The 18,972-nt window shown below is 65.5% G+C and carries 18 protein-coding genes; 8 read left to right on the forward strand and 10 right to left on the reverse strand.

The features are described 5' to 3' along the window. Positions 1-18: 18 nt before the first annotated feature. Genes J2X42_RS05125 through J2X42_RS05150 form a run of 6 tightly spaced genes read right to left on the reverse strand, consistent with a single transcriptional unit; the run spans position 19 to position 5,704 of the window. Positions 19-1,578 (reverse strand): GMC oxidoreductase, encoded by a 1,560-nt coding sequence (locus J2X42_RS05125; RefSeq protein ID WP_310162869.1) that lies wholly within the window; start codon positions 1,576-1,578, stop codon positions 19-21. Further along, a complete protein-coding gene (locus J2X42_RS05130) occupies positions 1,575-2,351 on the reverse strand; it encodes a TIM barrel protein (protein ID WP_310162872.1) in 777 nt (258 codons plus the stop codon). Before J2X42_RS05130 ends, J2X42_RS05125 begins: the two co-directional genes overlap by 4 nt. Before the next feature lie 30 nt (positions 2,352-2,381). Continuing rightward, the gene (locus tag J2X42_RS05135; RefSeq protein ID WP_310162873.1) at positions 2,382-2,549 is read right to left on the reverse strand and encodes a hypothetical protein; all 168 of its coding nucleotides are present in this window, start codon (positions 2,547-2,549) and stop codon (positions 2,382-2,384) included. Positions 2,550-2,556: 7 nt separating this feature from the next. Further along, on the reverse strand, positions 2,557-3,393 hold the full coding sequence (locus J2X42_RS05140; RefSeq protein ID WP_310162874.1) for a carbohydrate ABC transporter permease: 837 nt from the start codon (positions 3,391-3,393) through the stop codon (positions 2,557-2,559). A gap of 2 nt (positions 3,394-3,395) precedes the next feature. Further along, a complete protein-coding gene (locus J2X42_RS05145) occupies positions 3,396-4,355 on the reverse strand; it encodes a sugar ABC transporter permease (protein WP_310162875.1) in 960 nt (319 codons plus the stop codon). A 53-nt stretch (positions 4,356-4,408) separates the two neighbouring features. Continuing rightward, positions 4,409-5,704 (reverse strand): extracellular solute-binding protein, encoded by a 1,296-nt coding sequence (locus J2X42_RS05150; protein ID WP_310162877.1) that lies wholly within the window; start codon positions 5,702-5,704, stop codon positions 4,409-4,411. A gap of 279 nt (positions 5,705-5,983) precedes the next feature. Between J2X42_RS05150 and J2X42_RS05155 the strand changes: the two genes are divergently transcribed. Then, complete coding sequence (locus J2X42_RS05155) at positions 5,984-6,928, forward strand: LysR family transcriptional regulator (RefSeq protein WP_310162878.1); 945 nt, start codon at positions 5,984-5,986, stop codon at positions 6,926-6,928. A 76-nt stretch (positions 6,929-7,004) separates the two neighbouring features. On the opposite strand, the gene J2X42_RS05160 is transcribed toward J2X42_RS05155, so the two are convergent. The 3 genes from J2X42_RS05160 to J2X42_RS05170 form a co-directional block, all read right to left on the reverse strand. Beyond that, positions 7,005-8,486, reverse strand: coding sequence for a DUF6379 domain-containing protein (locus J2X42_RS05160; RefSeq protein ID WP_310162881.1), 1,482 nt, complete (start codon positions 8,484-8,486; stop codon positions 7,005-7,007). A gap of 45 nt (positions 8,487-8,531) precedes the next feature. Then, a complete protein-coding gene (locus J2X42_RS05165) occupies positions 8,532-9,824 on the reverse strand; it encodes a DUF6379 domain-containing protein (RefSeq protein ID WP_310163361.1) in 1,293 nt (430 codons plus the stop codon). Positions 9,825-9,910: 86 nt separating this feature from the next. Continuing rightward, positions 9,911-10,693, reverse strand: a complete 783-nt coding sequence (locus J2X42_RS05170) for an SDR family NAD(P)-dependent oxidoreductase (RefSeq protein WP_310162883.1) — start codon at positions 10,691-10,693, stop codon at positions 9,911-9,913. 237 nt (positions 10,694-10,930) lie between these two features. Between J2X42_RS05170 and J2X42_RS05175 the strand changes: the two genes are divergently transcribed. The 7 genes from J2X42_RS05175 (at position 10,931) to J2X42_RS05205 (ending at position 17,990) form a co-directional block, all read left to right on the forward strand. Beyond that, positions 10,931-11,950, forward strand: coding sequence for a VOC family protein (locus tag J2X42_RS05175; protein ID WP_310162887.1), 1,020 nt, complete (start codon positions 10,931-10,933; stop codon positions 11,948-11,950). 7 nt (positions 11,951-11,957) lie between these two features. Continuing rightward, positions 11,958-12,905 carry a fumarylacetoacetate hydrolase family protein gene (locus J2X42_RS05180; protein ID WP_310162890.1) on the forward strand — a complete coding sequence of 316 codons (948 nt, stop codon included), beginning with the start codon at positions 11,958-11,960 and terminating at the stop codon, positions 12,903-12,905. Further along, entirely contained in the window at positions 12,902-13,936 is a 1,035-nt protein-coding gene (locus J2X42_RS05185) for a cyclase family protein (RefSeq protein WP_310162893.1), read from the forward strand. Before J2X42_RS05180 ends, J2X42_RS05185 begins: the two co-directional genes overlap by 4 nt. Before the next feature lie 62 nt (positions 13,937-13,998). Next, the gene (locus tag J2X42_RS05190) at positions 13,999-15,123 is read left to right on the forward strand and encodes an FAD-dependent oxidoreductase (RefSeq protein WP_310162897.1); all 1,125 of its coding nucleotides are present in this window, start codon (positions 13,999-14,001) and stop codon (positions 15,121-15,123) included. Further along, entirely contained in the window at positions 15,120-16,199 is a 1,080-nt protein-coding gene (locus J2X42_RS05195) for an amidohydrolase family protein (RefSeq protein WP_310162900.1), read from the forward strand. Before J2X42_RS05190 ends, J2X42_RS05195 begins: the two co-directional genes overlap by 4 nt. Positions 16,200-16,210: 11 nt before the next feature. Beyond that, complete coding sequence (locus tag J2X42_RS05200; protein ID WP_310162902.1) at positions 16,211-17,209, forward strand: fumarylacetoacetate hydrolase family protein; 999 nt, start codon at positions 16,211-16,213, stop codon at positions 17,207-17,209. A 1-nt stretch (position 17,210) separates the two neighbouring features. Next, entirely contained in the window at positions 17,211-17,990 is a 780-nt protein-coding gene (locus J2X42_RS05205) for an SDR family NAD(P)-dependent oxidoreductase (protein ID WP_310162903.1), read from the forward strand. Positions 17,991-18,005: 15 nt separating this feature from the next. Here J2X42_RS05205 and J2X42_RS05210 read toward each other — a convergent pair whose 3' ends face one another. Then, on the reverse strand, positions 18,006-18,971 hold the full coding sequence (locus J2X42_RS05210) for a LysR family transcriptional regulator (RefSeq protein ID WP_310162906.1): 966 nt from the start codon (positions 18,969-18,971) through the stop codon (positions 18,006-18,008). Position 18,972 lies beyond the last annotated feature (1 nt).

The raw sequence follows: 18,972 nt of genomic DNA on the forward strand, positions 1-18,972 counted from the left end.
CCGTTAGCCACTTCTTCATTATTTATTCATTCTATTGTCTGATTTAGACATAAGTAAAGGGGTGCTGAGATCGTGGACAAGCTTCCGTGCGCCGCGGACCGCAAGCGCCACGGCAGTCAGCGTGGGGTTGCACGCCGTGGACGTGGGGATGACACCATTGCCGGCCACGAAGAGGCCGGGGACGTCCCAGACCTGGCTGTCAGGCGAACAGACGCTGCCGCCGTCGTCCGCTGCTCCCATCCGGGTGGTGCCCTGATAATGCAGCGAGGCTCCCGGCGGGAGGACGAACGGACGCTCGTCGAGCGGTTCGCCCACAGCCTTGCCCAGGCGGACGATCTCCTGCTTGGCCCGCTCCAGCACGTCCCGGTCCCGCTCGGTCAGGCGGTAGTGGAGGCGCATGGACGGCATCCCGTAGGCATCCAGGGAGGTGTCGTCGAAGGCCACCCGGTCCTCCCTCTGAAGGTCCTTGGCACAGAACAGCCCCAGCCCCACAATCGAGCCCGGCACCACGGGATCGTCCTCAGCCACCGGGACCGGCGAGGCGTCCAGCTGCATGATCTGCCCGTGGAACGGCATCTCGTCCGTGTAGGGAACCCAGGCAACACCGCTTTGCTCACGAAGCGCACCGTTTGCCGCCTCAAGCCCGCTGTCTGCCGGTACGTCCCGCAGCCTGCTGGCGAACACCACCTGCGACTGGTCATTAAGGTAGCGCCCCAACGCGGCGGGCCTGATTCCGGAAGCCCACAGCAGTTGCGGGGTGCGGAGCGCATCCGCGCCAACCACCACATATCGGGCGGCTACGCTGTGGGTTTCGCCGGTGCGCCGGCTCCTGACCTCGACGCCCACAGCCCGGCCGCCCTCAACCAGCACGCGGGTCACCAGCGACTCATCAAAGAGCTCGAAGTTGGGATTCTCGCGGGTTACGTCGCCCAGGACGACGTCGGCGCCGGACCACACGAGGCGCCCGTCCTGGCGCCGATGGACAGCGAGCGGCATGGGCTGGACCCGGAACGCCGCGTCGCGGCCATTGTCCACGGCGTCGGCGAGGCGCCCCAGGACAATGTCCGAGAACGGCGCGCCGTCGAAGGCGTGAGCGGTGACGCCAAGCAGGCGCTCGGCGTCGTCCAGCAGGCCATCCAGGTCCGGAAGGAAACTAATGCGCTCCCCGGCGCCCGGACGGGGGCACGCCGCCGTCCAGTGCGCGGCCATGCCGCCCACATTGCTCGACATGGCTGCGACGGGCAGCCCGTCCTCTCCCGGGAAGGCGAAGCCGTCCTGGAGGAGGAAGGTCCCCGGGCGGGCGAGCCGGTCACCGCTCTTAACGGCACCGGGCGAGTTCACTGTCTTGGCGCCCGCACCCGGCCCTTCGGAGGCGCGCTGCGCGAGGCTGAGCCGGTTCGGGTCCTCGATGTTTTTCACGTGGGCGCCGGGCGGGTTGCTGACCGTCGGTCCCACTTCGAACATGGCGATCGTGGCGCCCGGCGCTTCCTCGCTGAGGATCCGAGCGTATGCCGACGCCGTCGGACCACTCCCGACGATGGCGACGTCGACCGATTCGGGGTACCGGTGGTGGCTCACCGCCCTGCCACCAGTTCCTGGATGTACCGGACCGATTTCGCCGAGTCAATGGTGGGGTAATACTCCAGTCCGATCGGTCCGGAGTATCCGCTGGTGCGCAGGTCGGCCAGCCGGGCAACCCAGTCGATGGATCCGGAGCCCGGCTCGCCCCGGCCCGGAGTGTCGGCGATCTGGACGTAGCGGATCAGGTCACCCGCATTTGCGAGCTCGGCGGCCACGTTCTCGCCCTCCACGGTGGAGTGGTACAGATCGTAGAGGACGCCGAAGTTCGGCGAATCGACACCCCGCGCGATGTAGACGGCCTCGGACGTGCGGTCCAGCAGGGCACCGGGGTGGTCCACCCGGACGTTGACGGGCTCAAGGATCAGTGTGATGCCGGACCCCTCGATGTGGGCCACGCCGCGGGTGAAGATCTCGATCAGCTCGTCGAGCTGGTCCTGCCGCTTGCGTCCGCCGAATCCGGTGCCGCTTCCCACAACCATGCGGGGGCAGCCGAGCTGCTGCGCCACTTTGACGCCCGCGTCCAGGCCCTCATAGAACGGCTCGTGGTTGCGCGGCGGGATCATGAACTGCATGCGGGGCTCCGCAAGCTGGGCGGTGAGCTGGACGCCCGTTTCCTCCAGGGCGGCCTTGAGCGCCGGAATGTCCTTGCCCGTGGGGCCCCACATCTCTACAGCGTTAAAGCCTGCGGCCGCGGCGGCACGGACTCGATCTGCGGCACTTTCGCCCGCTTCGGCGAACAAAAGGTCGATATTCGGCGAAAGTTGGAACATGGCTGTCTCCTGGTAAGTAGAAAAAGGGTTTTAGAGCATGGGGGTGAGCATGCGGATGGCCGCTTCGGGACCACCCGGGATGGTCGCGTTGTGTTGCCGGTAGTCGTCGGCGATGAGGTATTCGAAGGCTTCCCTGACCCGTTTTTGGGTGTAGGAGATCTCCGCGAAGCGCTCGAACGCCGCGCGGTTGTCAGTCATTGTGGGCTCAGCCCTTCAGGCCGCCGGAAAAGCCCTGGATGAACCTTTTCTGCGCGAACAGGAACAGCACCAGAATGGGGATCATGGACACGATCACAATCGCGAAGATGGAGTTCCATTCCGAGACCAGGGACCCGATGTAGTAATACATGGCCACGGGCAGGGTCTGGTTGGCGGAGCCGCCGAGGAAGATCAGCGACGTGAAGAAGTCATTCCACACGATGAGCCCGGCGAAGATCGTGACTGTCCCTGTGGCGGGAGCCATCATGGGCAGTACCACCTTCGAGAAGATCTGCGATCTGCTGGCGCCATCGATGGTGGCCGCTTCCTCATAGTCGGTACCCAACCCGCGGAAGAAGTTGGAGTAAAGGAAGATCGACAGCGGCAGGAGCATACCGGTGTACAGGATAATCAGGCCCCACGCCGAGCCGGTGAGGCCCAGGGACCGTGCACCCATGTACAGCGGCACCGCGCCGAGCTGGCCGGGGAGAATGATCGCAATCAGGAAGAGGTAGTACGTGGCCTTACTCCAGCGGCGGGTGCTGCGGGAGATGACGTAGCCGGTGATCGAACCGAGGGCGATCAGTCCGACAATGCTTCCGGCGGTGATGATGATGCTGTTCACAAGGCCCATGACCACGTTGGAATTGCCCTGGGCCGTCAGGACGGCCACGAAGTTGCTGAAGTCAGGGTTCTTCGGCAGCGCCAGGGGCGAGGTGGTGTACATCTCGCTATCCGGCTTCAAGGCGGTGGTCACCAGGAAATAGAACGGGGCGAGGAAGGTCAGCGCCAAGGCCCAGAGGCCAATTTCGCGGAGCAGGGTCAGCTTGGTGTAACGGAACATTGTCAGTCCTCGGGGTTCGATCGCGTCAGCCGTTGCTGGATCACGGCGAAGAACAGGATGATGGCGGCGAGCACCAGGGCCAGGGCGGCACCGCCGCCGAAGTTGCCGAGCGCAAATGCCTGCTTGTAGACCTGGGTGGCCAGGGTTTCGGTGGCGCCGGCGGGTCCGCCGTTGGTCAGGGCCATGATGGGATCGAAGACCCGGAGCCCCTGGACGATTCCCAGCGTGGTGGCAATCGCGATGGCGGGGCGGATGGCCGGCAACGTGACGTTCTGGAAGCGCTGCCACAAGTTGGCGCCGTCGATCGCGGCCGCCTCTTCGACCTCCACCGGGACGCTGGCAAGTCCGGCCATGAAGATCACCATGGCAAAGCCGGTGGATCCCCAGACGAGCACGATCAGGACCGTCCAGATGGCCCACTGCGGGTCCGCCAGCCATGGCTTGGCGAGGTCGCCGGCGCCGATCGAGGTGAGGAACACGTTGATGGGGCCGTCGAAGTCGAAGATGTACTTCCAGACGTATGCAGTGGCCAGCGGGCTGAGCACCACGGGCATAAAGAAGAGGGTGCGGAGGACGTACCGCGTCTTCAGCATCCGGTTGAGGCCGAGGGCGATGATGAGCCCGCCGACATTGCCGAGGAAGACCGATCCAAAGGCGAGGAACAGCGTGTTTGTCAGTGCTCCGAGCTTGGTGGGGTCCTTGAAGATGGCTTCGAAGTTCTGCCAGCCCACAATCTTGAACGAGCCAATGCCTGTCCAGTTCGTAAATGCGAAGAAGCCGCCGATACCCGTTGCCACGTAGTGGATGGCGATGACCAGGACAATCCCGGGCAGCGCCCACCACCAGTGACCCAACTGCAGGCCGGTGCTCCGGGGACGGGTCTTTTCGCCCGTCCCCGGAGCACGCCTGCCTCGCAGGGGTGCTTTAGCTGCTTCGCTTTTCGGTTGCATCGTCGCAGTCATGGTAATCCTTGCTTGTCCCTTTGAGTCGTCAGAACTCTGGTGGTCTGAAACTGTCACTGTCCCCAGGCTGTGTCCATGGCCTGCAGCACCTGATCGGCAGTCTTCTGTCCGGTGATGAGGCCCTGCACGCCGGTGGCGAGAGCGTCGTACACGGCGGAGTTGGGCCACTGGCTGTTCGGCAGCGGGCCGTACTTTCCGCCCTTGATGAGATCGCCGACATTCTTGTAGGCGCTGGCGTCGAAGTCATAGCTGTCCAGGCCGGTGACCGGAAGGGCGCCATCGATTTCCGCGAAGGCCTTGGTCTGCTCAGGCTCCGCCGCCCAGTCAAGGAACGCCTGGGCCGCATCCTTGTTCTTGGACGCTGCATTGATCGAAAATGCGTAGTTAGCGCTGGCATAAACGAAAGCCTTATCCGAGCTCTTCTCTGCCGGGAGCGCACGCACATCAAAATCAGAGTCGGCAGCCGCGGTCTTCAGCTGCTTCCAGCTGGGACCCGGGATAAAGCCGGCAACGGATGTTCCGCTGGCAAGGCCCTTGGTAATGGCATCGAACCCGGCACCTGCCGCGCCCTTCTGGAAGCAGCCCGCATCGTTGAGTTTGGTGACGGCCTCCAGCGATGCCTTCCAGCCATCAGACCCAGCGAAGGTGGTCTCCTTGGCGGCACGCTTTTCGTTCCACTTCGGGTCCTCCGCGTAGACGCGGGACGCAGCCAGGGACATCGCCATCAGGCCGGTGTTTGGAGCTGCGGAGCCCGCCAGTGCAATGAACGACTTGCCGGAGGACGCGAGCGACCGGCACTGGTCCTCAAGGGAGGCGAAGTCTGACGGGAAATCGGAAATGCCGGCGGCTTTGGCGGCTGTTTCATTGGCGACCATACCGACCACCGTGATTTCGGGGGCCTGTCCGTACACCTTGCCGTCTGTCCCGAACAGGGCTTCGCTGCCCTCGGGCACGAGCGCCTTGGCAGCCCCGTCCAGCGCCTCGAGGAATCCTGCCTGCACGAGGGGCAGGATGCTGCGGCCGGTGCCGGAACCCGGGGAGGTCACCACCACGTCGGACGCGTTTCCGGCCTGGAGCTGGGTCCGCAGCGTCTGGTCGTAGGAGTCGTTGGGCTGCGGGTTGAACGTGATCTTCACGTCCGGGTGGGTTTTCATGTACTTCTCGCCCAGTGTCTGGAACGGGCTCTCGATGGTGTTGGAGGTGGCAAAGCTGAGGGAAAATTCCTGGGCGCCGCCTGCGGCGGTGTTGCTCCCGGTGGAACCGGAACATCCGGTGAGGATGAGGGCTGCGGCTGTGGGGAGGGCGAGGGCGCCGACCTTCAGGCCCGAAAAGCGACTGTGCTGTGTCATGTCCAGCCTTTCTGACTTCGTTGTCGAAAAATTTCCGGGAGCCGTGACCCCGGTCACTCATCAGTATGCAGGAGATGTGCCGAAAAAGCACATAAGTATTCCCGATACCGGACATAAGTCTGAAGATGGATTGCAGAAGGCCGCAACGTGGACCCAGCAGGGGAAGTCCGTGCCACCCACCCCCGATTAGCATCAAAAATAATGATGATCTCCCCTGTCCACATTGATGGCCCTGATACGCTTGGCGTACTGAATCCCTTCCCGAAGGATCGCTCCGCCGTGACGAATTCCGCTCTTCTTTCCCGGCTTGACCTGAATCTGCTCATCTCGCTGGATGCCCTTATTACGGAGCGCAGCGTTACGAGGGCGGCCGAGCGGCTCCACCTTAGCCAGCCCGCCCTCAGCGCCGCCCTGTCGCGGCTCCGATCGCACTTCGGCGACCCCATCCTTGCCCGCCGCGGCAATGCCTACGAGCTCACGCCCTTCGCACTCCGCCTGGCGGAGCACACCACCACCGCGCTTGAGGCGGCCCGCCGCGTCTTCGAAAGCCAGGCAACATGGGAGCCGGCGGAGTCCGAACGTGAGTTCTCCATTTACGGGTCGGATTACGGCTTCACCACCATCGGCCGGGTCGCCTCGGAACTCGCCGCGGAGCGTGCCCCCGGCGTCCGGTTCAGGTTCATGCTCCACAATCCGATGGTGGTGGAGGACGCCGCCAACCGCCTTCGCTCGGTGGACGGTATGGTGCTGCCGCACGGATTCCTCACCGGGCTCCCCTACCTGGACCTCTGGCGGGACGGCTGGGTGGCCGTCGTCTCCTCATCCAACGAGGCCGTCGGAGAGCAGATCACCATGGAAAACGTCGCCGAACTTCCGTGGGTCATGTCTTACCAGTCGCGGTCGGCCTTTACCTCCGCGGAACGCCAGATCCAGCAGCTGGGCATTGAGCCCCGGGTCGAGGTGGTGGTGGAGAGCTTCCTTTCCCTCCCCCACTTCGTCATTGGAACCCAGCGGATTGGACTTATCCAGGCGGCGCTGGCGCCCTTCGCCCTTCAACTGGGAGGCATAAGGGTTCTGCCGCTGCCTTTTGATGCCACACCGCTGGTCAACGCGCTTTGGTGGCATCCGGTGCACAACCGGGATTCGGAACATGAGTGGATGCGCGGCCTCTTTGAAGAAGCCGCCGGGATTGTGGCGGCGTCCGCAGCAAAGAACGCGACTTAAGGCCGTGATGCCCGGCTGGATGACCAGCCGGGCATTCCCGTTCACATGACCGCGTACTACCGGAGCAGGCTGCCCGTCATGCTGACATAACGGATGCCCGCATGCTGCGGCGGATGAGGTCATGCTGCTTCCGGACCAGCAGCAGTGGATCCACCTCGCCGAGCTCGGCGAACGCGTGGCCCTCCCACTCGCTGGACCAATAGCCGCGGTAACCGCCTTCAACGAACACGCGCACCAGCTCCGGATAGTCAATGGCGGGCTCGTTGCCCTGCTCGTCAATGTCGTAGAACTTTGCGTGGACGTGCATGATCTGCGGCATGATGTCCGCCCATTCCGTCGGACTGACGTGGCCGTGCATGTTAAAGGCCAGGTGGGCGAAGGAGCCAAGGCGTGCAGGATCAAAGTCGCGTCCACGGAGGTAGCCAATGAACTCCTCCTGCCGCGCCCGCATGGGCGAGTCAGTGGCCCAGATGGCTTGCAGCCGCTGGATGGCGTCGTCGTCGAGACCGGCACGGCGGACAGCCCGCAGGAGCGTGGGGGACATGCTGTGCATGGTGGAGGAGAAGTCCGCCACGAAACCCAGCAGCGGTGAGTCGAGGTCGGCGTAGACATCGCGGACTTTCATGATCTCCGGCGAGTTGGGCCCCAGCGGCGCATGGATCTCATAAGCAAGCTTGAGCTCAAGGTCCTCAGCGAGGGGCAGCAGCCTGCGGAGCAGCTCAGGCTTGGCGCTCTGGATGCGTACGAGGGGGAACCCCAGCTTCTTGGCGCCTCGGAACAGCGTCTCTGTGAACTCGTATTCCTCATCAGGGGTCATGTCCCGGTCGCGACGGCGTCCCATGTCCAGGTTGGCGCCGAAGGAACTGGCCACGAAGCCGTGCTTGTCGAAGGCAGCCTGCCATGAGCGGGCAAAGTCGTCCGTCACGTGGGGGTAGGTCGGCAAAACCTGGGATGCCACGATCTCAATCCCGGGACCGATCCCGAGTTCGGCCACCCGGTTGAGCAGGCCGTCGAAGTCGTACCAGCCTGCCCGGAATTCGGCACTGGCCGAATAGAGGGTGAGCCCCAGCGAGAACGGATCGTCCTCGGCCTTCGGCGGAGCCGGCATGACGGCTGCCGTCGTGAGTTGCGGAGCCGGCACGTTCCGGTCGGTGGCCGTCAGCTCCATCGACTGGTTCACGAAGTTCGGGACGTACATCCCGGGACCGCCGTCCTGGCCCGGGGCAATCTGCATGTAGGGGAGGCGCAGCTCTCCGGTCAGCTGGATCTGGAGCTGCTCGCCCAGGGAGACAGGGTTGTCTCTCCGGGCTATCAGCAGCGGGTGGTCCTGGAGGTACCAGAGTGTCGCGCTTTGCTCCGGAAGGTCAGGCAGCGCGTACCGCACTCCGCCGAGCTCCAGGGACAGGTTCCCGGCGGGAACCTCCTGGCCATCCACGGTGAGCCGGAGACTGGTGACCGAGGAAAGCCAGAGGCTGCGGTACCACGGCAGTGTCAGTGCCAGCGCGAAACCTTCAGGATGGGTGCGCAGGCTTGAATCGTCAATGAGTCCGTTTGGCATGGTTCTCTCTTTTGCTGGTGGAGAGGTGGGTGGGTGTGGGGCGGGTCAGGCTAGCTCGCCGGCGATGCGGCGGATAAGGGCATGTTGGCGCCGCACCTGTTCGATGGCGCGCCACGGGGTGCGTTCGCCTTCGTATTCGCTGGAGAGGTAGCCGGTGTAGCCGGCGTCCTTGAGGCTTTGGAGCACGGGCCGCCACGGGATCTGCTGGTCTTCGAGCTGTTCGTTGATGTCATGGAACTTCGCCTGGATAAACACCACATACTGGGCGATGCCAGCGAAATCGGCCGGATCGACACCGATGCCGTCGAGGAACGCGGGCCGGTTTTCCCGGGACTCCCCCTCCCGCAACGGAATCGGGCGGTCCTGGAAGATCCCGGTATCGATGAGCAGGCCGAAGTTCTTGGTGCCCGTCCGTTCAATGAGGCCGATGTAATCCTCGACCACGGGATGTTTGATGGGCGTCGGCGAATGGATCTCAGGGCAGATAATGACGCCCAGCTCGTGCGCAAGGTCAAGGGAGCGTTCCACCGATTCCGTCCAAATCGGGTCGGGGACCAAATCGCTGGACACAACGCCAATCTTGGGACGCACAAAGCCGAAGCCGAGCCGGTGGGCCAGCCTGAGGTCACGCTGCAAGGCGTCCGCACCTTCGGCAGCGGTCATGGCCCGTCCCGGGTGCAGCCGGGTGTCGATCCAGGAACCGTAGTTGGTGGGTTCCAGTGAATACTTCTCCAGGAGCCGGAACCAGGTGTCCGTCCAGGCTGTGGACGGCTCAGGGTAGCCGGGAATATGTCCTTCGCCGAGGATTTCGACGCCGGTTGCGCCTGCATCAGCGACGGCGGCGAGCGCCGTCTCCAGGTCCATGACGGTTCCGTAGTCGCCCATAAAGCTATAGAGGGAGACGCCGTAGCGGAACGTGCCCTCGCCGCCTTCGGGCCCCAGCGTCACCTTGCGGCTGGCGCGGTACACGGTGGGCTGGTGCTCGATGGGAATGTAGGACATCCGCAGGTGCAGCTCGATGGTTATCTCATGGACGCCCTGCGGCAGGCCGCCGTCGAGGGGGACGGTGACAACCGCGGCTTCCTCCAGGGGCCACCGGAGGCCTTCACTCTGCCAGAGCTGCTGCAGCGTGCAGGTCTGCCCGCCGAAGGTCCAGAGCGGAACGTCCCGGCCGACGTCGACGATGCTGCCCACGCGGACCGCGATTCCGTCAATCAGGGAGGCGGCCATGCCCCTGTAGGACGGCATGCGGACATGGAATTGGAAGCCGGTCACGCGCCCACCCTCGGTGACGTTCCGGAATCCGACGGACTGGATGAGGTCTCTTTCGAGAAGCATCATTGCTCACTCTCTGTAGGTGCCTATTTAGCGTAACAGCATTCCGTCACTTTCACACCTAAGTTTGTTGAGATTCAACTAAACTGTCAGCCGGGCAGGACGGCCGACCAGCCGCCGTCGACCATCAGGTTGGCGCCCGTCACGTACGATGCTTCGTCCGAGGCCAGAAACAGGGCGCATTTGGCGACTTCCTCCGCGGTGCCGATCCGGCCCAGGGGAATACTTCCGGCGATGGTCCTCATGGGGTGTCCCGGGGCCAGGAGGTTGCCTTCGGTGGCCGCCGTGCGGATCATTCCGGGACTGACGGCATTGACCCGCAGCCCGTGCGGAGCCCCTTCGGCCGCGAGCTGCTTGGTCATGGCCAGCACGGCTCCCTTGGTGGCAGTGTGGGCCAACCTCCCGTTGGTCATGGAACCGGTGACTCCGGCCGTGGACCCCACAAGGACGATGGCCGGGTTCGGGGCCTGGATCAGGTGCGGCCAGAAGTACTTCACCGGCAGGAACACCACGTCCATTTCATGTTCAACGTTCCATTTCCAGTCGGCGAAGGTCAGCTGCTCCACCGGGGCGAACCGCGTGACCGCAGCATTGGCATACAGAATATGGACCTGACCGTGGGTTGCGGCCACAGCCTGCGCCCAGGACTCGACGGCGGCCTCGTCCGTGAGGTCCACCCGCTGGCTGCTCATCCGGCCACCCGCCGCGGTGACCTGGGCAACCGTGGCTTCGGCGCCGTCGTCGTCCATGTCGCAGCCCACCACCACGGCTCCCGCTTCGGCAAAGGCCAGCGCCGCGGCCCTGCCTTGGCCGCTGGCCGTTCCGGTAATGACCGCGGTCTTGCCGGCGAGGCGCTGACTGGAAACGCGCATGAGGGGTCCTTCCGAAGGTACGTTTCATCGACTTTCGCAGGAAAAATCCGGAAGGGAAACGGCGCTTTGGCACTAGGTGGTATCCGCCGCATGGATAGTCAGAGGAGGGTCGCGGCGTATCTGCCAGACAAATGCCAGATATCAGTAAATGCCTCTTCACCAAATACATGAGCTGGTTCACAGTGGTTACAGGACCTGCAGCAGACCGAAGCAGCCAGCAACCAGAAGGAATTCAACGTGGAAACTCCCCTCTCCCATCTTGCCCACCTCGAGATCACCACTCCCGACGTCGAAGCGTCGGCACGGTTCTACGAGGAAAAGTTCGGCATGCGCATCATCGACCGCGTGGACGGCAACGTCTACCTGCGCTGCTGGGGCGACTACTACCGCTACAGCCTGGTCATCACCGAAGGACCCGAGGCGTCCCTGGGCCGGATGGCCTGGCGGACCAACAACCAGGCCGCTCTCGAAGCCGCGGCGCAGCGCGTCGAAGCAACCGGCGTCCAGGGCACCTGGACCCCCGGCGGCCACGGCTACGGCAAGGCCTACGAATTCACCGGACCCTACGGCCACCGGATGCGCCTGTTTTATGACGTGGAGAAGTTCGTTGCCGAGCCCGGCTTCGAGTCCACCTACCCCGACCGCCCCGAGCGCCGCAGCAGCCACGCCGCAGCACCTCGCTTCCTGGACCACGTCACTGTGGCCTGCTCGGACGTCCGCGGCTTCGCAAAGTGGTACAACGAGGCCCTGGGCTTCCGCGTCATGGCATTCGTTGACCTGGACGAAGCACCCATCACCGTCTTCTCCGTGCTGACCACCAACGAAAAGTCCCACGACCTGGGCGTTGTCCTGGACACCTCCAGCCGCGCCGGCCGCGTCAACCACATTGCCTTCTGGGTGGACGCCACCGAGGACCTGCTCCGCACCGCGGACGTCATGATGGAAAACGGCACCCCCATGGAATACGGACCCTCCATCCACGGCGTGGGCGAACAGAACTTCCTGTACTTCCGCGATCCGTCAGGCCTGCGCGTCGAGCTCAACTCCGGCGGCTACCGCAACTACGTCCCGGACTGGGAAGCCAACACCTGGAAGCCGTCCGAGGGCTCCAACAACTTCTACAAGAACGGCGCCATGCCGCACTCCATGACCGAATCCTTCCCGCCGGCCGAAGGTTTCACCGCCACCGAAGAAGGAGCTTCCCCCGAGATGAAGGAAGCGCTCCTGAACCCGTACGCCAAGCAGGGACGGGGCTAAGAGGAATATGCCTGAAACGACATATTCCCTGATCCGGTTCCAGGAAGCCGGTGACGGCAAGGCCCGCGCCGGCCTTCTGGTCGGCGAGCGGGTCCTGCCCCTGGACGGGGACATCAACTCCTTGATCGAGCACTGGGACACCACCGAAAGCCAGCTGGACAGCCTCGCCGCCTCCGCCGCCGGGGAAACCGGCCTGGCACTGGCCGACGTCGAGGTCCTGGCCCCCGTGGACCCGGTCCAGGTCCTGCAGACCGGCGCCAACTACCGCAAGCACGTCATCGACCTGGCGGCCGCGCACCGCGAACCGGGCGAGGACGAGGACGAAGTCCGCGCCAAGACCGCCGCCATGATGGACAAGCGGGCTGGCCAGGGCACGCCGTACTTCTTTATCGGACTCCCGACGGCGGTCGCTTCCGCCACGGACGATCTCACCCTGCCTGCCTACTCCACATCCCATGACTGGGAACTGGAACTGGCAGCCGTCATTGGCAAGACCGCGTTCCGGGTCACCCCGGAGGAGGCACTGGACTACGTCTTCGGCTACACCATGGTCAACGACATCACCACTCGCGAATACGTCTTCCGCAAGGACATGCCGGCCATCGGCTCGGACTGGTACCGCGCCAAGAACGCCCCGGGCTTCCTGCCCACCGGTCCGCTGCTGGTGCCCGCCAAGTTCTTCGGCGACCCGCAGGACGTGCAGGTCACTCTGAAGCTCAACGGCAAGGCCATGCAGGACGAGTCCACCCAGGACATGATCTTCGGTGTGGCCAAGCTGGTCAGCGAAGCCTCGCAGATCATGCCGTTGCGCCCCGGCGACCTGGTCCTCACCGGAAGCCCCGCCGGCAACGGCCAGCACTGGGGCCGGCTGCTCCAGGACGGCGACGTCATGGAAGGAACTATCACAGGACTGGGCACCCAGCTCATCCACTGCAAGGACGAGGTCCAGTCGTGACCACCCAGGACACGCGCACCACCGGCACCGGGGAATCAACCGATTCCCCGGTGATCCGGCGTGAGGACCCGCTCGGCAGCATCCGCGCCATGGCAGCAGAGCACAACAACTGGGGCCGCTGGGGCGCCAACGACGTCCTGGGAACCCTGAACTTCATCGACGCCGCCAAACGCATCGAGGCCGCAGCCCTCGTCAGAACGGGTGAGGCGTTCTCGCTCTCCCAGCCGTTCGACACCAACGGCCCGCAAAAGGGCTGGCGCCGGCGCACCAACCCCGTCCACACCATGACCGACACCGGTGTGGACGCCGAACGCGGCAACCAGGGCTTCCCGCACGGCTTCGGCGGCGCTGACGACGTGATTGCCATGCCGCTGCAGTGCTCCACCCAGTGGGACGGCCTGGGCCACATCTTCGACCAGGGCAAGGCCTGGAACGGCCGGGCAGCCGGCGACGTCGTCACCTCCGAAGGCGACCTGGTCACCGGCATCGAAACCGCAGCGGCCAAGATCGCCACCCGCGGCGTCCTGCTCGACGTTGGCCGCGCGCTCGGCCCGGAACTCGGCCGGACCGACGGCGAGCTGCCGGACGGCTTCGCCATCACGCCGAAACACCTCGAGCGCACCATCGAACTGCAGGGACCCAGCTCCACGGTGGGCCGTGGCGACATCGTCGTGATCCGCACCGGGCAGCACACCAGGGTTCGCCGCGACGGCTGGGGGGATTACGCCGGCGGCTCAGCCCCGGGACTGTCCTTCAGCACGGCCCCGTGGCTGCACGAGAGCGAAATCGCCGGGATCGCCACCGACACGTGGGGTTTTGAGGTCCGTCCCAACGAGTTCGACGGCGCCTTCCAGCCCCTCCACCAGATCGCCATCCCCAACCTGGGGCTGTTCCTCGGTGAAATGTGGGACCCCGACGGCCTGGCGGAAGCGTGCGCAGCGGACGGCAGATACGACTTCCTCCTCACCGCAGCACCGCTCCCCATCACCGGCGCCGTCGGATCACCGGTCAACCCGATCGCCCTCCGGTAGCTTTCAGTTAGCAGCAACAAACACCCACCAGCAGTAACGCCGTCAACACAAAGGAGTCAGCGATGGCAGCAGTACAGAACGTCGGAATCGTCGGAGCGGGAGCCGCGGGACTGACCGCAGCCATCCTCCTGGCCGACGCCGGAATCAACGTGGAAGTCCTGGAGAAGGCCGCCGAACCACAGACCCTCGGATCAGGAATCACCCTGCAGGGAAACGCCCTGCGGGTCCTCCGCCAGCTGGGCGTCTGGGAGCAGATCGAGGCGAAGGGCTACCCGTTCAGCACCCTCGGCCTGCGCGCCCCGGACCCCGCCGGGACCGTCATCGCGGTGCTTGAAGACATGCGCACCGGCGGCGAGGACCTCCCCGCCACCCTGGGCATGTACCGCCCGGACCTCACCGCCATCCTCCGCGAACGCGCCGAGCAGGCCGGTGCCCGCATCAGCTACGGCAAAACGGTCACAGGGATAACGGACGACGGCGAATCCGTCACCGTCAGCACCGCCGACGGCGCCACCGCACGCTACGACCTCCTGATCGGCGCCGACGGCCTGCACTCGGCCGTCCGCAAGGCCATCCGCATCGACGTCGAGCCCCAGTCCACCGGCATGGGCATCTGGCGCGCCTTCGTTGAGCGGCCCGCGGACGTGGTCCGCACCGACCTGACGTACGGCGGCCCCTGCTTCATCGCCGGCTACTGCCCCACCGGCCCGGACACCATCTACGCGTACCTGGTGGAAAGGGCCCAGGAGCGCAAGCACGAGGACGGCCCCCGCATCATGACCGAACTCGCCGCAGCCTACGGCGGCCCCTGGAACGAGATCCGGGCAAACCTGGACCACAGTGCCCGCATCAACTACACGTGGTTCACCACCCACCTGGTGGACGGCCCCTGGAACCGCGGCCGGACCGTGATCATCGGCGATGCCGCGCACAGCTGCCCGCCCACGGTGGCCCAGGGTGCAGCGATGGCCCTGGAGGACGCGGCCGTCCTGGCCGAACTGCTCATCAACGGCGACCACATCACCGAGACGCTCTGGAAAGAATTCACCGACCGGCGCCTGGACCGGGCAAAAGCCGTAGTCAACGCTTCGGTCCAGCTTGGCCAGTGGATGCTCGACGGCGTCCGCGACGCCGACGTCCCCGGCCTGATGCACTCGCTGTCCACCATGGTTAAGGAACCCGCATGAGCGCCCACATCCATGACGGCACGCGTCCCACCGTTGACGTCCACGCCCACATCCTGCTCCCTGCCCTCCAGCAACTGGTCGCGGACGCCGACCCCGAAGGCTTCGGCGCCCAGCAGGCACTCGAGATCCGCCGAAACGGGCCGGCATCCATGGCAGCCTCCGGCCGGATGATCAAGGAGCGGTGGCCTCAGCTGACCGACCTGGACCGCCGGCTGGCGGACATGGATGCCCAGGGCGTGGACGTGCAGCTGGTCTCGCCGTCGCCGTCGCACTTCTACTACTTCGCCGCCGAGGAGCTGTCCCTGGAAGTGGCGAAAGCCGCCAACCAGGCGGTGCGCGAGTTCGTGGACCGCGCCCCGAACCGCCTTAACGGGCTGGGCCTGGTCCCGCTGCAGCACCCGGCCCTGATGGTGGCAGCTTTGGAGCACGCCGTCCTGGAATGCGGGCTGCTCGGCGTGGAAATCGGCTCATTTGCGGCCACTCCCAACGATCCGGAACGCAGCACCGTCGAGCTTTCAGACCCCCGCCTGGAACCGTTCTGGAGCCGGGCTGCGGAACTCGGGGCACTGGTGTTCCTGCACCCCTTCGGCTGCTCCCTGGACGAGCGGCTGGGCCGCTTCTACCTGGCCAACACCGTTTCCCAGCCGGCCGAAAACGCGGTCGCCCTTTCCCACCTAATCTTCAGCGGCGTGCTGGACCGCCACCCGGAGCTCAAGGTCCTGGCGGCCCACGGCGGCGGCTACCTGCCCACCACCATCGGACGCTCCGACCACGCCTGGAAGGTCCGGCCCGAAGCGCACGGCTGCGCCCAGCCGCCGTCCTCATACCTGAAAAAGCTCCACTTCGACTCCCTGGTCCACAGCGCGGCCGAACTGCGGGCACTCGTGGCAGCCGCCGGCCCCGAACAGGTCCTCCTGGGATCCGACTACCCGTTCGACATGGGCTCTGACCTTCCCGTGGACGAGGTCCAGGCTGCCGGACTCCCTGCCGACGACGAGGCTCAGGTTTTGGCCGGCAACGCACGCACCCTGGGCATCACCGCGGCGGCCGCCCTGACCGCCCGCCCCAACGCTTAAGGAACACTCAGATGGTCAAGATTGCACGCTGGAATTACGACGGCGGGACGCAGTCCGGCTTCGTGGACGGCGGAAACTGCTATGCCCTGCCCGCAGGGCAGACTGTCCAGAATTTGCTGGACGCCGGCCTGGCGGAGGCCCTGCGGCTGGCGGCTGAAACCGTGGGCTCATCGCCCGCCGTACCGCTGGCCGACGTGCAGCTGATCGCGCCGCTGGTTCCCGCCACGATCCGGGACTTCGTGGCCTTCGAGGAGCACGTCGAAGGCGTGCGGAAAAGCATCGACGGCGTGGCCGGCGTCGTCCCCGAATGGTACGAGGCACCCACCTTCTACTTCACTAACCCGCACACGGTGACCGGCACCGGCGAGGTGATCGGGATTCCGGCGGGCTGCACGGACCTGGACTTTGAAACGGAGGTGGCTGCCGTCGTCGGACGTGTCCCCGGAAACGACGGCCGGAACCTGACCGCAGCCGAGGCACACCGGCACATCTTCGGCTACACCGTCCTCAACGACTGGTCGGCGCGGGACCTGCAGCGCCGCGAGATGAAAGTCAGCCTGGGCCCGTGCAAGGGCAAGGACTTCGCCAACACCCTGGGCCCCTGGATTGTCACGGCCGACGAGTTCGAGGACCTGCACGACGCCGACGGGTTCCTGCCGATCTCCATGGCCGTGGAAGTAAACGGCGAGGCCATCGGGCAGGACCTGCTCTCCAACATGGGCTGGCCGTTCGCCGAACTCGTCGCCTACGCCTCGCAGGATTCCGTGGTGCGGCCGGGCGATGTCCTGGGTTCCGGCACCTGCGGCAGCGGCTGCCTGGCCGAACTATGGGGGCGCAACGGCGCCAAGACTCCCCCGCCGCTGAAGACCGGGGACGTGGTCCGGATGACGGTGGAGGGCATCGGCAGCATCGAGAACACCGTGGGTGAGCGGCGTCAGGCTGTGACGCGGGTGGCTGCACGTGTCCGTCCGCGCAACCGGGTTGCCACTGCTGCTCCTTCCGGGATCTAGCGTGATATCCCTTCAGCTGGAGGGGCGGACGGTGGTTGTCACCGGCGCGGGCCAGGGGCAGGGCGCTGCCGAGGCCCGCTTGCTGGTTGAGGCCGGGGCTCGCGTCATCGCCACGGACCTGGCATCGGAGATTCCGGCGGGGCTGGCTGCTGTTCCCCCGGCTGCGGCCAATGCGCTGGTGTACCGGCCGCTGGACGTCGCCGACGCTGAAGGCTGGGCCAAGCTCGCGCACTGGATCCAGTCCCAGGGATGGCAGGTGGACGGGCTGGTCAACAACGCCGGCATCACCCAGCGCAGCCGGCTGCTCGATGCGACGGTGGCTGACCTGCAGCGCGTTTATGAAGTGAACGTTGCCGGAGCCCTGCTGGGCATCCAGGCCCTCGCCCCGCTGATGGCCAGTGGCTCCGCCATCGTGAACGTGGGCTCTGTCGCCGGCCTCACTGCGCATTATCCGGTGGCCTACACCGCCAGCAAATGGGCGCTCCGCGGGCTGTCCCAGGTGGCTGCCATGGAAATGGGTCCGCGCGGCATTCGGGTGAACACAGTGCACCCGGGCTTTATCGAAACGCCCATGACGGCGAGCGCCAAGCCGGAGTTCAAGCAGGCAACGCTGGCCGAGACCCCGCTGGGCCGCACCGGGAGCGTGGAGGAGGTGGCCGGCGTCGTGCTTTTCCTCCTCAGCCCGTTGTCCTCCTACGTCACGGGGGCAGAGATTCCGGTGGACGGCGGCCAGTCAGGCCACGGGGCAGCCAAGTCAGTCTCCGACGCGATGCGCGGATGAGCGCCCATAACAACGCTAATTGCCGCCTACTTCGGTTGTGATGGGCACCGGGTGGGCAGTGGCCGGGAAGAGTTCATGCAGCTGGGCGCAGGCGCGCTGCACCACCGAGCGCAGCCAGACGCTGGCGGGGTCTTCCGTCTGGGACGGATGCCAGTACATCGCTTCCACCAGGGACGCTTCCGTGCCTTCGGAGAACTCCAGCACAACGATGTCCGCGCCACGCTGCGCCCGTGCGGCCAGCATTCGCGGGACCATCGCCACCAGGTCCGTTCCTTCGACAAGCAGCGGCAGGGACAGGAACCCGGCCACCACAGCCGCCACGCGGCGCTGCACGCCCCGGGACTCAAACAGTTTGTCTGCGGGGGTGCTGATTCCTTCCCCGAAATACCCGACGGCGTGCGGAACCGTTGCCAGATCGGCCAGTGTCAGGCGGGACTGCCGGAGCAGAAGATTTCCGTTGTCTGCCACGGCCACGAAGCTGTCGCGGAACAGCTGCTTGCTCGCCCCCTGCATGTGGTATCCGGTCGGACCCACGAGCAAATCAATTTTCGAATAGTCGGCCATCTGGCCCTGGATTCCGGAGCCGGCGGTGGGGACGAAGTCCACTGACACGGACGGGGCCTCTTCCCGCAGGATGCCCCGCAGCGGCCCGACGATCAGCGCTGCCGCGTAGTCCGAGGCCGCGATGATGAACTCCCGTTCGCTGGTGGCGGCATCGAAACCGGACCGGACGCGCGTGGCCCGCTGGATGTGGAGCATGGCTTCATCAACCAGCGGGACCAGGGACTGCGCGAACGGCGAGAGGTCGTAAGTCCGGCCGTTCCGTACCAGGAGCTCGTCGTCGAAATGGCGCCGGAGCCTGGCCATGGCGGCGCTCGTGGCCGGCTGGCTCAGCTGCAGCCTCTCGGCCGCCCGGGAAACGTTCTTCAGCTCCAGCAGGACCTGCAGTTGGGGCAACAGGTTCAGGTCCAGGTTCTTCATA

It is taken from the genome of Arthrobacter sp. BE255 (genome assembly GCF_031457335.1).
Lineage (GTDB): Bacteria > Actinomycetota > Actinomycetes > Actinomycetales > Micrococcaceae > Arthrobacter.